This is a genomic window from Providencia sp. PROV174, from assembly GCF_028480685.1.
In the GTDB taxonomy this organism is placed as follows: Bacteria; Pseudomonadota; Gammaproteobacteria; order Enterobacterales; family Enterobacteriaceae; genus Providencia; species Providencia rettgeri.
This window is the reverse complement of sequence record NZ_JAMPOT010000005.1, coordinates 221,608-235,564: the sequence shown is the minus strand read 5'-3', so window position 1 is coordinate 235,564 and position 13,957 is coordinate 221,608. Positions and strand designations below refer to the sequence as shown.

General features: G+C 41.3%; 18 protein-coding genes. 10 read left to right on the top strand and 8 right to left on the bottom strand.

The genetic code is table 11. From position 1 onward, the window contains the following. Positions 1 to 52 precede the first annotated feature (52 nt). The 5 genes from rlmB to rplI all read left to right on the top strand — a co-directional run bounded on the left by rlmB (position 53) and on the right by rplI (position 2,395). The gene (gene rlmB / locus PSE60_RS03265) at positions 53 to 799 is read left to right on the top strand and encodes a 23S rRNA (guanosine(2251)-2'-O)-methyltransferase RlmB (RefSeq protein ID WP_210836901.1); all 747 of its coding nucleotides are present in this window, start codon (positions 53 to 55) and stop codon (positions 797 to 799) included. Positions 800 to 953: 154 nt separating this feature from the next. Beyond that, entirely contained in the window at positions 954 to 1,349 is a 396-nt protein-coding gene (rpsF, locus tag PSE60_RS03260; RefSeq protein ID WP_004905988.1) for a 30S ribosomal protein S6, read from the top strand. Between the two features lie 8 nt (positions 1,350 to 1,357). Next, entirely contained in the window at positions 1,358 to 1,675 is a 318-nt protein-coding gene (gene priB / locus PSE60_RS03255; RefSeq protein WP_210836903.1) for a primosomal replication protein N, read from the top strand. A 4-nt stretch (positions 1,676 to 1,679) separates the two neighbouring features. Continuing rightward, entirely contained in the window at positions 1,680 to 1,907 is a 228-nt protein-coding gene (gene rpsR / locus PSE60_RS03250) for a 30S ribosomal protein S18 (protein WP_000135199.1), read from the top strand. Between the two features lie 38 nt (positions 1,908 to 1,945). After that, positions 1,946 to 2,395, top strand: a complete 450-nt coding sequence (rplI, locus tag PSE60_RS03245; protein WP_164529242.1) for a 50S ribosomal protein L9 — start codon at positions 1,946 to 1,948, stop codon at positions 2,393 to 2,395. A 122-nt stretch (positions 2,396 to 2,517) separates the two neighbouring features. On the opposite strand, the gene PSE60_RS03240 is transcribed toward rplI, so the two are convergent. Then, positions 2,518 to 3,117 (bottom strand): LysM-like peptidoglycan-binding domain-containing protein, encoded by a 600-nt coding sequence (locus PSE60_RS03240; protein ID WP_210836905.1) that lies wholly within the window; start codon positions 3,115 to 3,117, stop codon positions 2,518 to 2,520. Between the two features lie 218 nt (positions 3,118 to 3,335). Here PSE60_RS03240 and PSE60_RS03235 point away from each other — a divergent pair, with 218 nt between their 5' ends. Together PSE60_RS03235 and cysQ are read left to right on the top strand one after the other, a co-directional pair. Beyond that, complete coding sequence (locus PSE60_RS03235; RefSeq protein ID WP_272664551.1) at positions 3,336 to 3,956, top strand: peptidylprolyl isomerase; 621 nt, start codon at positions 3,336 to 3,338, stop codon at positions 3,954 to 3,956. Between the two features lie 123 nt (positions 3,957 to 4,079). Continuing rightward, positions 4,080 to 4,820 (top strand): 3'(2'),5'-bisphosphate nucleotidase CysQ, encoded by a 741-nt coding sequence (gene cysQ, locus PSE60_RS03230; protein ID WP_272664550.1) that lies wholly within the window; start codon positions 4,080 to 4,082, stop codon positions 4,818 to 4,820. A gap of 44 nt (positions 4,821 to 4,864) precedes the next feature. On the opposite strand, the gene mqo is transcribed toward cysQ, so the two are convergent. The 4 genes from mqo to PSE60_RS03210 all read right to left on the bottom strand — a co-directional run bounded on the left by mqo (position 4,865) and on the right by PSE60_RS03210 (position 8,183). Further along, positions 4,865 to 6,358, bottom strand: a complete 1,494-nt coding sequence (mqo, locus tag PSE60_RS03225) for a malate dehydrogenase (quinone) (RefSeq protein WP_210836909.1) — start codon at positions 6,356 to 6,358, stop codon at positions 4,865 to 4,867. 8 nt (positions 6,359 to 6,366) lie between these two features. Next, complete coding sequence (locus PSE60_RS03220; protein WP_272664549.1) at positions 6,367 to 6,756, bottom strand: cupin domain-containing protein; 390 nt, start codon at positions 6,754 to 6,756, stop codon at positions 6,367 to 6,369. 316 nt (positions 6,757 to 7,072) lie between these two features. Beyond that, complete coding sequence (gene nudK / locus PSE60_RS03215) at positions 7,073 to 7,663, bottom strand: GDP-mannose pyrophosphatase NudK (RefSeq protein ID WP_210838048.1); 591 nt, start codon at positions 7,661 to 7,663, stop codon at positions 7,073 to 7,075. 115 nt (positions 7,664 to 7,778) lie between these two features. After that, complete coding sequence (locus PSE60_RS03210; RefSeq protein WP_115168329.1) at positions 7,779 to 8,183, bottom strand: YgiW/YdeI family stress tolerance OB fold protein; 405 nt, start codon at positions 8,181 to 8,183, stop codon at positions 7,779 to 7,781. Between the two features lie 177 nt (positions 8,184 to 8,360). On the opposite strand from PSE60_RS03210, the gene qseB reads away from it, so the two are divergent. Together qseB and qseC are read left to right on the top strand one after the other, a co-directional pair. Then, a complete protein-coding gene (gene qseB, locus PSE60_RS03205; RefSeq protein WP_272664548.1) occupies positions 8,361 to 9,023 on the top strand; it encodes a quorum sensing response regulator transcription factor QseB in 663 nt (220 codons plus the stop codon). After that, the gene (gene qseC / locus PSE60_RS03200) at positions 9,023 to 10,384 is read left to right on the top strand and encodes a quorum sensing histidine kinase QseC (RefSeq protein ID WP_272664569.1); all 1,362 of its coding nucleotides are present in this window, start codon (positions 9,023 to 9,025) and stop codon (positions 10,382 to 10,384) included. The genes qseB and qseC overlap by 1 nt, the downstream gene beginning before the upstream one ends. Positions 10,385 to 10,553: 169 nt before the next feature. Here qseC and PSE60_RS03195 read toward each other — a convergent pair whose 3' ends face one another. After that, a complete protein-coding gene (locus PSE60_RS03195; protein WP_272664547.1) occupies positions 10,554 to 11,114 on the bottom strand; it encodes a YtfJ family protein in 561 nt (186 codons plus the stop codon). A gap of 290 nt (positions 11,115 to 11,404) precedes the next feature. On the opposite strand from PSE60_RS03195, the gene PSE60_RS03190 reads away from it, so the two are divergent. Next, positions 11,405 to 11,611 (top strand): DUF1107 domain-containing protein, encoded by a 207-nt coding sequence (locus tag PSE60_RS03190; protein ID WP_004905964.1) that lies wholly within the window; start codon positions 11,405 to 11,407, stop codon positions 11,609 to 11,611. A gap of 75 nt (positions 11,612 to 11,686) precedes the next feature. On the opposite strand, the gene PSE60_RS03185 is transcribed toward PSE60_RS03190, so the two are convergent. Beyond that, a complete protein-coding gene (locus tag PSE60_RS03185) occupies positions 11,687 to 13,054 on the bottom strand; it encodes a hemolysin family protein (RefSeq protein ID WP_210838041.1) in 1,368 nt (455 codons plus the stop codon). 253 nt (positions 13,055 to 13,307) lie between these two features. Continuing rightward, positions 13,308 to 13,949, bottom strand: coding sequence for a peptide-methionine (S)-S-oxide reductase MsrA (gene msrA, locus PSE60_RS03180; RefSeq protein WP_210838039.1), 642 nt, complete (start codon positions 13,947 to 13,949; stop codon positions 13,308 to 13,310). Between the last annotated feature and the right edge of the window lie 8 nt (positions 13,950 to 13,957).

Here is a 13,957-nt window from a genome sequence, read left to right as displayed (position 1 = left end):
AACCAAAGTGGCGTGTTAGCGCCACTTTACTATTTATATAAATAAGAAATTTATGAGCGAAATGATTTATGGCATTCACGCAGTGAAAGCCTTACTGGAGCGTTCACCGCAACGCATTAAAGAAGTCTATATTTTGAAAGGCCGTGAAGATCGCCGATTAATGCCGTTGGTGCATGAAATTGAAGCGTTAGGTGTCGTCGTTCAAGTGGCGAATCGTCAATGGATGGATAGCCAAACTGAAGGTGCGGTTCACCAAGGTATCATTGCGAAAGTACTACCAGGTAAACAATATCAAGAAGGTGACCTGCCTGATTTATTGGAGAGCACACCATCGCCATTTTTATTGGTATTGGATGGCGTGACAGACCCACATAACTTAGGTGCATGTTTACGTAGCGCTGATGCGGCAGGTGTTCATGCTGTGATTGTACCGAAAGATAAGTCAGCCCAATTGAATGCGACTGCGAAAAAAGTAGCCTGCGGCGCGGCAGAAAACATCCCTCTTATTCGCGTGACGAATTTGGCAAGGACATTACGTTTGTTGCAAGAATATAATGTGTGGATTGTGGGAACGGCAGGTGAAGCTGATCACAATTTATATCAAAGCAAGTTAACGGGTCCAATAGCTCTGGTGATGGGAGCTGAAGGTGAAGGTATGCGTCGTTTAACTCGTGAGCACTGTGACGAGTTAATTAGCATTCCAATGGCCGGTTCCGTTTCTTCGCTTAATGTTTCTGTGGCGACGGGCGTCTGCTTATTTGAAGCCGTACGCCAGCGTTTAGCCACCACTGAAAAATAATATTTGCGGTAAAACGCATCCACCTCTTGAGTTTTATCTCAGGGGTGGGTATAGTTACGCGTCAATTTTTTAGCCGCACTCAACAAGTTCCTTGCCTCCGCGGGCCGCGGTTAACCCAGACAGGAGGCTAATAATCCGTAAGGAGCAACTACTAATGCGTCATTACGAAATCGTTTTTATGGTCCATCCTGACCAAAGCGAACAGGTTCCGGGCATGATCGAGCGTTACAGTGCTGTTATCACTAACGCACAAGGTCAGATTCACCGTCTGGAAGACTGGGGCCGCCGTCAACTGGCTTACCCAATCAACAAACTGCACAAAGCACACTATGTTCTTCTGAACGTAGAAGCGCCGCAGGAAGCGATTGATGAGCTGGAAACTAACTTCCGCTTCAACGATGCCGTTATCCGCAGCATGGTTATGCGCTTAAAACACGCAGTAACAGAAGCTTCTCCAATGGTCAAAGCTAAAGACGAACGTCGTGGCCGTGACATGTCTGATGAATATCAGGATGAAGAAGTAGAAGAAACTGGGGATTCTGAAGAGTAATTGCGCAAGTGACCACTAATCGTTTGGTGCTCACAGGCACAGTCTGTAAAGCATTGATTCGAAAAGTGAGTCCGTCAGGCATTCCTCACTGCCAGTTTGTTTTAGAACATCGTTCGGAGCAACAGGAAGCGGGGCTGTCAAGGCAAGCATGGTGCAGAATGCCCATTATTGCCAGCGGACAAACCTTACAAGCTCATACTCACAGTATAACGGTCGGCAGTTGGATTAAAGTCAGCGGTTTCATTAGCACCCATCAAGGTCGCAATGGGATAAGCAAGATTGTCCTCCATGCCGAGCAGATTGATTTGATAGATTCTGGAGACTAGCCATATGGCACGTTATTTCCGTCGTCGCAAGTTCTGCCGTTTCACAGCGGAAGGCGTTCAAGAGATCGACTATAAAGATATCGCAACGCTGAAAAACTATATCACTGAAAGTGGTAAAATTGTACCAAGCCGTATTACCGGTACTCGTGCAAAATATCAACGCCAGCTCGCTCGTGCTATCAAGCGCGCTCGCTACCTGTCTCTGTTACCATACACTGATCGTCATCAGTAATTGGTACAGTCCATTAACGACTAATAGAGGATAAGGTAATGCAAGTTATTCTGCTTGATAAAGTAGCTAACCTAGGTAGCCTGGGTGACCAAGTTAACGTTAAATCGGGCTACGCTCGTAACTTCTTAGTACCACAGGGCAAAGCTGTTCCTGCAACTAAGAAAAACGTTGAATTTTTCGAAGCTCGCCGCGCTGAACTGGAAGCTAAATTAGCTGACGTTCTGGCAGCAGCACAGGCTCGTGCAGCAGCTGTTACTGCGCTGGGTTCTGTTACTCTGGCTTCTAAAGCTGGTGACGAAGGTAAACTGTTCGGTTCAATCGGTACTCGTGATATCGCTGACGCAATTACTGCGGCTGGCGTTCAAATCGCGAAAAGCGAAGTTCGCCTGCCAAACGGCGTTCTGCGTACTACTGGTGACCACGAAGTTCACTTCCAGTTACACAGCGATGTTTTCGCAGAGCTGAACGTTATCATCGTTGCTGAGTAATCAATAATGATGATATGCATCATTGGGTTATCCATGGTGCAAATAAAAAACACCGGCTAAGTCCGGTGTTTTTTGCTTTCTAGATATCTGTTTTTTATTTCACAAGGGTTTTTGCACTAATGCTAAGGCGTTCTGTAATAACTCCCATCGCTTAATCGCGCAAAGCTATAGGTTTTCCCATCAGAACCCGTAGTTTCTAATAATTGAACTTCCCCTTTTGCATTGGCTTTTAAACGAATTTTTTGCCCTTGACGTAAATTACTCAGTGGTTTTTCTGCACCTTCTACGCGCGCCATAATAAAAGCGTCATTGGCTTGTAAGTTATTATCACGAAACAGTTGTGCGAGAGTCTTCCCTTTTTGTACTCGGTAATTTTGCCACTCATTGGCAGAAGGGCGAGTGGTTTTGGGCTCAGGTGTTTTTTCTGGTGAAGTTACTATTGGAGGCTCATTGGGTGCGGGCTCAATAGGTTCTGGAATAATTTCAGGCTCAGTAGGTAAAAGAGGGGAATTACCTTCAGGTGCTGGCACTGGTTCTGGTATTGGTGGCGTAATAGTAGGTTCAGGCATGACCTCTGGGGTTGTGGGTGGGGGGATGACAATCGGTTGGTTTTGAACAATATCGCTGGGGGATTTATCACTTGTAGGCCAAAAAAAAGCGACCACGACAATTAGAGCGAGCAGTGCAATGCCATAGCGATGAAATTTTGAAAGTTTAAACATCACTCCTCCTTGATGAGGCAATGAGTAAATTAGACCGTATTAATACGCATACTAGCACCCTTTTTAGACATTTTTAGCGTTTGGCTGAATTTTTCAGAGAACACCGAATAAATTTGTCGAGAATCAATCAGTTTTATTCTTTAGATTCATTGTTTGGGTTTACCCATAAGGGTGAGGCTGCTATTCTTGGTTTTTCTCAAAATCATATGGGTATTTTCATGGCAAACCAAAAATTCGATTCGGTAGAAGCTCAAGCGAGTTATGGCATAGGTCTACAAGTTGGGCAACAATTATTAGAGTCAGGGCTAGAAGGTTTAGTGCCAAATGCAATTCTAGCAGGTCTCGTTGATGCTTTAGAAGGCAATATGCCATCGGTACCTGTTGAAACTCTGCACAAAGCATTGCGTGAAGTGCATGAGCGTGCCGACGCTGTCCGTGTATCTCGTCAGGCAGCATTAGCGGAAGAAGGCCAAAAATTCCTAGATGAAAACCAAAAACGTGATGGTGTTTCAACGACTGAGTCAGGCTTACAATTTTCAGTGATTAACCAAGGTGATGGTGCTATCCCATCCCGCTCAGACCGTGTACGTGTTCATTACACAGGGCGTTTAATCGATGGCTCTGTGTTTGATAGCTCAGTACAGCGTGGCCAGCCAGCAGAGTTTCCTGTAAGCGGTGTTATTCCAGGTTGGATTGAAGCATTGACTCTGATGCCAGTTGGCTCTAAATGGGAATTGTATATTCCTCATCAATTAGCTTATGGTGAGCGTGGTGCAGGTGCATCAATCCCGCCATTCAGCACATTAGTATTTGAAGTTGAATTACTTGAAATTTTATAATTTCTGTTAGTTTAGTTTACGAGTAAAAGCCTCATTGTCTTTGGACTTTGGGGCTTTTTTTATGGCGTTAATTTCACACAATTGCTACTCTTGCTGTAAAGCGCCATCAGAGAGGTGAATAATATGCTACAGCAAATTTGCGAATTAGCTCAAGAAGCGGGTTATGCGATTATGGAAACTTATAATGCGCAAGAACCTTTACAGGTTGAACACAAAAGTGATAATTCGCCTGTGACCGAGGCTGATATTGCCGCCCACAATGTGATTACAGCAGGCCTTGCTCGCATTGCCCCTGATATCCCTCAACTGTCTGAAGAAGACCCTCCACAATGGGCAACCAGGCAGAATTGGCAACGTTATTGGTTGATTGACCCATTGGATGGAACGAAAGAATTTATTAATCGTAATGGGGATTTTACGGTTAATATTGCACTCATTGAGAATGGCGTACCAACGATGGGAGTGGTATATGCCCCAGCGAAAGGGTTGCTATATTACGCTGAAGGAAATCAAGCCTGGAAGGAAGAAGGTGGACATAAGCAACTTATTCATGTGAATGATGCCAAGCCTCCGGTTATTGTTATTAGCCGCTCTCATCAAGACAATGAATTAATGGATTATTTAAAACAAATGGGTGAACACACGACAGTAGAAATTGGTTCTTCACTCAAATTTTGTTTGGTTGCGGAAGGGAAAGCACAGCTTTATCCACGTTTTGGGCCTACGAATATTTGGGACACTGCTGCGGGTCATGCGATTGCCATTGGTGCAGGTGCGAAAGTCGTTGATTGGCATGGAAAAACGTTAGACTACACACCGCGAGAATCCTTTTTGAACCCAGGTTTTCGGGTCATTTTATTCTAAATATTGATAAAGGTTGGGAAGTGATTTCCCAACCTAATTAATAACTAATTATCGAGTTGAAGCACTTTGGCAGTGGCGGTACGAATATCTAAACAGGCTTTTGCATCCGTTTTTAAATCAATCCCATAGGTTGGAATGATATCTTTTAAACGAGTTTCCCATCCATCAGCTTTGAGTTGGTCATCAAAACAGGTTTTTAATACATTCAATGCAATAAATGCCGCAGTGGAGGCTCCCGGAGATGCACCCATCAATACAGTAAATGATTTATCCGCACTGGTAATCAGTTCTGTACCAAATTCTAAAACCCCTTTCTTATCATGCTCAGGCTTAATAATTTGTACTCGTTGCCCTGCAACCACCTCTTTCCAATCCTCATGCTGTGCTTCTGGGTAGAATTGTTGCAGCATGGCAAATTGGTGAGCAGAAGTTTGCAGGACTTGGCCTACTAGGTATTCTGCGAGTGACCAGTTATCTTTCGCAACCGCAAGCATTGGTTCAATGTTATTCAATTTAACCGATTCAAACAGATCTAAATAAGAGCCGTGCTTAAGGAATTTACTCGAAAAACCGGCATAAGGCCCGAATAATAGAGAACGTTTACCACCAATAATGCGAGTGTCCAAGTGTGGAACAGACATTGGTGGTGAGCCTTTGTCTGCTTTACCGTAAACTTTTGCATGGTGGCGAGAAGCAATTTCTTCGTTATCACAACGTAACCAGATACCACTAACAGGGAACCCACCATACCCTTTTCCTTCAGGGATCCCCGATTTCTGTAGTAATTCGATCGCCCGCCCACCTGCACCAACGAACACAAATTTTGCGGAAGTGATCGTTTTTTCATGCGTGAGTAGGTTTTTAACTTCAATATTCCATCTGCCATCGGGGGTCTTTTTAACATCGATGACTTCATGTTTATAGTGAATTGAAAAACCGGATTGTTCGCTTAATTGTGCAATTAATAAATGCGTTAGTGCACCGTAATCGACATCAGCACCAGTATTTACACGGGTAGCCGCAATCGCTTCTTTAGGATCACGGCCTTCCATGATCAGTGGTGCCCACTCGTTGATCTGTTTTGGGTCATCACTGTATTCCATGTTGTGGTAACAGTGGTGAGCAGACATCTGTTGGTAGCGTTGTTTTAAGAATTTTACATTGTCTTCACCCCAAACAAAGCTCATATGTGGGCATGGGTGAATAAAGTCACGTGGATCTTTAATTTTACCTTTGGTGACTAGATAAGACCAAAGCTGACGAGAGAGATCAAACTCCGTATTGACTTCAAGCGCTTTACTGATATCCACCGTACCATCTGGGTTTGGTGGAGTATAGTTCATCTCACAGTTAGCGGCATGACCTGTTCCCGCATTGTTCCACGGATGGGAGCTTTCTTGGGCACAGTCGTTTAGCCTTTCAAAAACAGCAATCGTCAGTGAAGGCTCTAGTTCTTTGAGAAATGTACCAAGTGTTGCACTCATGATCCCTGCGCCAATGAGGGCAATATCGACATTCTCAGCAATCGGTTTATTCATGACGGCCTCTATTTTTTTGTTGGAGTAAAGCTAAGGTTGGTGCCTTCTTGATAGACCACATAAGCACGACGCCATGGCTCATCACCAATAAGCCGCCATTTATGGCCAGTTCCTGTATTATCTTGCGCAAGTAAGATATCACCAGGATTGATGATAAATTTAGAACCATCTTTAGTTTCGAATTCTAAAGTGCCGGAAAGGGTAATGACATAACGAGGAACAGGGTCTTGATGCCAATCAAAAGAACCGCCGGAAACTGTTTCACGGAAGGTCAGTTCACTGGCTGCGATGGCGGAGGTTTGGCTATCCCCTCCTGTGAGATTATTGAGCTCAAGAGTGCCTTCTTCAAATAGAGAATTTCCATCTTCTCCTGTCCACATACGAACGCAGCGTATCATTTTATTTAGCTCCTTAATCACTGATTGTAATGTATAACAATTATTTGATATTCATTGGATGCAAAAATAAGACTCTTAAAATGATGATATATAAAATTAATATTATTTAAATTTAAGGTTTTTTAGTGAATAGGTCAAAGCGAAATATGTTTTATCTTCGTTTTATGGTTTTAATTTTTAATTAAATAGCAAAATAATAAAAGTTGATTATCTTTTTATGATTTATTTTTATTTTCGCTATTCATTTAATGACTGATAAGAAAACAGGAAAGCTCACGATGATTTTATTTTATCATCATGAGCTCTATAAGAGAGTTTAACTTTTAAGAATCGTGTTTAGGGCGAGGTATTGGATCAACATGATGGTTTTACCATCAACAATTTCTCCCGTTTTAATCGCATCAATGGCTTTAGAGAAAGGCCACTCTAAAACTTCAATATCTTCGCCTTCTTCTTTAAGCCCACCGCCTGCGTTTTGACGATTATTATCACTGTATTCGGCGATGTAAAAGTGGAGCTTTTCGGTGACGGAGCCTGGGCTCATAAAGGCTTCAAAAACTTTTTGAATTTTATCGACTTTAAAACCGGTTTCTTCTTCGGCTTCAGCAATAATTCGCGCTTCTGGTGAAGCGTTTTCGAGTAAGCCAGCGGCGGCCTCAATCAGAAAATCAGAGTAGCCATTAACATAGACTGGCATACGAAATTGACGAATTAAAATAATGCTGTTCTTTATTTTGTTATATAACAAAATAACGGCACCATTGCCTCTATCATAGACTTCACGTTCTTGTTGTTGCCAACTGCCGTCTTGTCGTTGTAATTCATAGGTGTATTTTTTTAAAACATACCAATTATCTGAAAGTAATTTTTCGCTAATATTACGTATGTTAGGAAGTTTTACAGTCATTAAGCAGCCTTAGTAAGCAAAAATGATTTTGTTAATTTAGCACTGTTAATTTCTGTATGAAATAGGATTTAGATGGGACCTACTTTAAAGCAGATCCCATTTTAAAAATTGTGAATTATTTAATGATTTGGATTTGTTTAACTTCGACTTCTCTTGAATTCCAGTCTTTATCAATTTTACCGCGAATTTCAACTTTGTCTTTTGGCGTTACGTTGATACCGTTCCAACGCTTTTCACTGATTTCTAAATTAATGGTGCCAGTACCATCAGTGAACTCATAATGTTTATTGTCGAGTTGTTTAACGATATTACCACGTAAAATAACCCAGCTATCATCTGACATATCAAGTGCTTTTGCGACCGTCATTTCCCCACTATTTGGGCCGATGAAACCACCCGTTTGAGTCGTTTGGGTCGTTGTATTTGTGGCAGCGCCTGGGCCATCAAATCCGCCATTTGCAGCGAAAACAGGTGCACTTGCGAGTGCAGCAACTAAAGCGATTACAGGTAATTTTTTCATCATCAGTATCTCCAAATGGACATGAACTTGTTTGTATGGAGGGTATTAAACCAAGTAAATCTTAACAGGATCTTAAGAAACATGATTAACGAATTATATTTTTAATTTTGTTAATTATAGCTAGTCATCTCAAGACTGATGGGATAAATATAATAATATTCTGAGGTGGAGGATATTATGCGTATTCTATTAATTGAAGATGACCGGCTAATTGGTGATGGTTTAAAAGTAGGATTAACACAGCTAGGGTTTACGGTTGATTGGTTTATGGATGGTAAACAAGGGCAACTCGCTTTATTTGATGCACCCTATGATGCTGTTGTACTCGACCTTTCATTACCAAATATTGATGGTATGGATATCTTGAAACATTGGCGCAAGGAGGGGCGTGATGAGCCGGTTTTGATTTTGACAGCACGAGATGCTCTGGATCAACGTGTTCAAGGGCTGCAACAAGGGGCTGATGATTATCTTTGTAAACCATTCGCTTTAATGGAAGTCATGGCGCGTTTGCAGGCGTTAATCCGTCGTCGAAGTGGGCAATTATCCTCCAAACTTACGCATGGTGATGTTGAAATGGATCCGGTTGCAATGACGGTGACACTGCAAGGTGAACCTGTACAGCTAAAAGGTAAGGAGTTTGCCTTATTGTCTTTATTTATGCATAACCCAAATAAAGTCTTTTCTCGTCCTTTAATTGAAGAGAAATTGTATAATTGGGATGAAGAAGTCTCTAGCAACTCTGTTGAGGTACATATCCACCATTTAAGGCGTAAATTAGGTAATAAGTTTATTCGAACCATTCATGGTGTTGGCTATCGATTAGGTGATGATAAATGATGAAGACATTTAGTCTCAGGCTGAAACTCACTTTAATGCTGCTATTGTTAGCTTTGCTGACATGGGGGATCGCTAGTTCATTAGCGTGGTACCAAAGCTATAAAACGATTAATGAATTATTTGATACCCAGCAAATGGCGTTTGCCAAACGATTATCTGTTTTACCATCAGACTTTGAGCTGAGCCGGCCTTCACTGACTAAAACCAAAAAATTATTGCGAAAGAACCGTGGTCATCAAGATGATGATGCATTGGCATTTGCTATTTTTTCACCGGATGGCGAAATGGTATTAAACGACGGTGATAACGGTAGAGATATTGTCTATCAATTTAAGCGAGAAGGGTTTACCGATGGGATGCTCCAAGGAAGTGACGACCCTTGGCGTTTTGTGTGGTTAAAATCTCAAGATGGTCAATATGTTATCGCAGTAGGGCAAGAGTGGGAGTACCGACAAGAAATGGCGACCGATATTATGGTTGCACAATTTATGCCTTGGTTGATGGCATTGCCAATTATGTTATTGCTATTTTTATGGCTGCTCACACGTGCTTTACGTCCATTGAAGGATGTAGCAAAGCAGTTATATCAGCGAAAGCCAGATGAGTTAACCCCAGTACAAGTAACGCGTATTCCCAGCGAAGTAAGGCCCATTATTGACTCCATGAATGGGCTATTTGGCCGTATTAATGACATGTTTGCTCGTGAGCGACAATTTACATCGGATGCCGCTCATGAGCTACGCAGCCCACTCGCAGCGTTAAGAGTGCAGGCGGAAGTGGTACAAATTGCAGGAAATAATACAGATATCCGTAATCATGCAGTGGCTAACTTATCGGAAGGTATTGATAGGGCAACACGGCTTGTTGACCAACTACTCATGTTATCTCGACTGGAGTCATCCACACAACTTGATGATATTACAGTGGTATCTTGGCCTGTGTTAATTGAAACGGCGATAAAAGATGTGGATCACGAGGCTCAAGAGCAGCAAACAACCATAATAAACACCTTAATAAGTCGTCCCCCTGATTTTCAAGGTCAGCCATTATTACTCAATGCATTGCTGAGAAATTTACTCAATAATGCAATACGTTATGGAAAAATCGCTGGGCGAGTGGAGATCATTTTGTATGCTGATCACCTTGAAATTCAAGATGATGGTAATGGTGTGACACCTGAAGTTTTACAGCGGCTAGGTGAGCGTTTTTATCGTCCACCAGGGCAAGAAAAGACAGGGAGTGGTTTAGGGCTCTCTATTGTTAAGCGAATTGCACAATTGCATCATTTGCAGGTTATTTTTACTCATGGCACTAATGGTGGATTTTGTGCCCAAGTCTATTGGAATGAAATTAAAACGTGATAATGAGCACATTAGTCATGCTTATTTATAAAAATAATAATCATAATTATGCATATTTAATATAAGGGTATTTTAGCATAACTCACTATTTTTGACGCTAGGGAGATAGGTTGAATTGTAGGTGTAGTGTGCGAAATTACGCACACTACATAATAGTAAAAGTTTCACCTTATTGATTTAGTGATGAGGTTAACAAACTAATGACTTTTTGAATTTCTTGGGGATTTAATTCACCATCTTTGAAAAATAACACCTTCCCTTGATTATCCAATACGATAATTGCTGAGCTTTCTGGTTTCAAGCCCCATGCATTCTTCACCGCACCCTCGCTATCAACAATAAATTGTGAATAAGGGAACTCTTTTTTGCTATCTTCAACACTATTTTTAACAAATACACCCGTACCGAACATTGTATCATCAGTATTAATGATTGTTGTTGTTTGATAGGTATCATGCGGGAATTTGGCTTGTTTGATGGCTTCAACTAAAGGAGCATTAAGCTCTTTTGCGGAAGAACGGCCAGCAATATGTTGAATTGTCCGTACTTTTCCAACGAGCTGTTGGCTTTTCCACGGTTGATAATCCAACTTCCCTTCATTATTCATGACAAGCTCACCTTTGTCGGTGACAGAAATGGTAGGAACAGATTGGTTTAATTGAATATTTGCAGCAGAAGCTATTGCTGATGCCCCGATCAAGCATATTAAAAGTAAATAATTTCTTATCATAACAGCCCCTTGATTGATTATTTTGTCATGTGAGCGTAACGGTTTGTCTGATTACTGCTATTTATAGCATAGCTCATCGGATGAGTTACAAGAGGTAATTTAACATTTTTTTAAAATTCAGAATAAAAACAATGTTTATAGGGTTTTAACAGTTACTTTACAGTGTCATGTTATGTCAGTAAATTGAATAAAACTGCAATTTTAGAACCAAAGTGAAAATTTCTGGTCTATGATTATTGTACGGTATGAGTTATTGAATATCGTAAGAACAAAGGGGAGGCAAAGTTCTAATGAAAATTTTTAACCGTTATAACCCATCGAAGATTGCTCTTTACGTCAAAACGTTATTCCGTGGCAGGCTCTATATTAAGGATTTTGGGGCATTTGAGTTTAACTATGGGAAAATTCTACCACCTAAAATTAGTGATAAGCGCCATTACAATGTGATGAGTGAGGTCAACAAACAGGTTTCATTATTACAGGCAGAACTGGGATAGGTTAATCAAGAAGGTTTTGGTTAACAACGCGCCACATGGGTGGCGCATTGAAAGAAACGGCTTCGCTATCAAGCACTAATGTTCAGTATCTTTTGTTTGTTGTTTTGCGTCAGCCGTTTCAATAGTATTTTTTCCGGGCTGTACAACGACAGGTGATGGCGCCGTAGTAAGACGAGTGACGAGTAATTGGTCAATTTTGTAATTATCAATATCGACAACTTCAAATTTGTATCCCGCATATTTCACATAGTCTGTCCGCTTTGGCATTCTTCTTAACCGGTACATCATAAACCCTGCGATGGTTTCATAGTTGCTAAAGTCAGGGAAATCATCAATATCCAAAATGCGCATCACATCTTCGATTGGTGTTCCACCTTCAACTAACCAAGAATTCTCATCACGTACCACGATTTGCTCTTCTTGCCCTGGACCAATTAAGTCCCCCATTAAAGTGATCATTACATCATTGATGGTAATTATACCCATGACTAATGCATATTCGTTGAGAATAACAGCAAAATCGACGGCGTTTGTTTTAAATGCTTCTAAGGTATCTGATAATGAGAGGGTATCAGGGATCATTAGCGTATTTCTAATGTGAGCACCATCTTTTAAACTTAAGCTCTGCCCATTGAGCACGCGATTAAGTAATTCTTTTGAATCAACATAACCGATAACATGATCGATATCCCCTGCACACACCAAGAACTTAGAATGGGGTTGGGTTGAAATTTTATGTTTGATACTGTCTTCTGACTCGTCTTTGTCAAAATAAATAATACTCTCACGTGGGGTCATGGCTGATGGCACAGTACGTGATTCCAGCTCAAACACATTCTCAATTAATTCGTGTTCTTGTTTACGTAACACACCCGCCACAGCACCCGCTTCAACGACCGCAAAAATATCATCAGAAGTGATATCTTCATTACGTGACGTAGGTAATTTGAATAATTTAAAAAAGAGGTTCGCAAGGCCATTAAAAAACCAGACGAATGGGCTGAGTACCACTAAACAGAAGCGCATTGGATTCACAATACGAATCGCAATGGCTTCAGGTTTTACCATACCGATACGTTTAGGTGTTAAATCTGCCACTAAAATAAATAAGCTCGTCACAATGGTGAACGACAGTATTGATGAAACTTGCTGAGCCCAGCTTGGCGATAAAAATTGAATAAAGACATCGTACAAAGCCGGAGAAAAAGCAGACTCTCCCACAATACCTGCAAGGATAGCAACGGCATTTAAACCAATTTGAACGACGGTAAAAAACATTCCCGGCATTTCTTGTAATTTAAGCACGCGAGCCGCATTAATGTTGCCTTCATCGGCCATAAGTTTAAGTTTAATGCGGCGGGAAGCCGCCAGAGAAATTTCTGACAAAGAAAAGAATGCGCTGATTGCACATAATAATAGAACAATTAATAAACTGTTGAGCATAAGTTATCCAGCCAATCAAAGGGAGAATCCATAAAATTCAAAAATCTCTGAAGGCATAGTCTCGTGTATTTAAATATATTGAGTATGCAAATATATGTTGCGCGATATGCGCAAATTGTTGATATGTTGCATTAGTATAGCACTGAGGTGATTTATCTGCCTAGATATTCATCATCATTCAAGCTGCTTTAAGTCATATTGAAAAGCAACTTGAATGGTTGGGAAGATGAAATCACTGTATTAGGTTATTGATTTAGTTGTTTAATGAGGGTGGCAAACAGATACCAATTCCGCCTAATCCGCAATATCCATTCGGGTTTTTGTATAAGTACTGCTGGTGGTAATCTTCGGCAAAATAGAAAGTATCTAATGGCGCTATTTCGGTCGTGATTACACGTGTGTCATGCTGCGCTTTCATTGCATTTTGGTAAGCTTGCAGTGTGTCCATCGCTTGCTTATCTTGTTCGTCTGACACGGTATAAATAGCGGAACGGTACTGGCTGCCCATATCGTTCCCTTGGCGCATGCCTTGTGCGGGGTCATGGTTTTCCCAAAATAACGTCAATAATTGGGAGTAACTGATAACTTGCGGATCAAAAACAACCCGAACTGCTTCCGCGTGCCCAGTTCGTCCTGAGCAAACTTCTTCGTAGGTTGGGTTAAGGGTCACTCCACCACAATACCCCGCAGAAGTTGAATAAACCCCAGCTTGCTGCCAAAATAATCGTTCAACTCCCCAAAAACAGCCCATGGCAAAATACGCAATTTCCATATTCTTAGGAATAATCTCAATCGAATGATGGTTAAGCGCATGATATGGTGAGTAGGTCATAGCAGTTGCTCTGCCGGGCAGAGGTTGTGCAATACTTGCAGAGTGAAATTTATTAAAAGGCATAATGATTC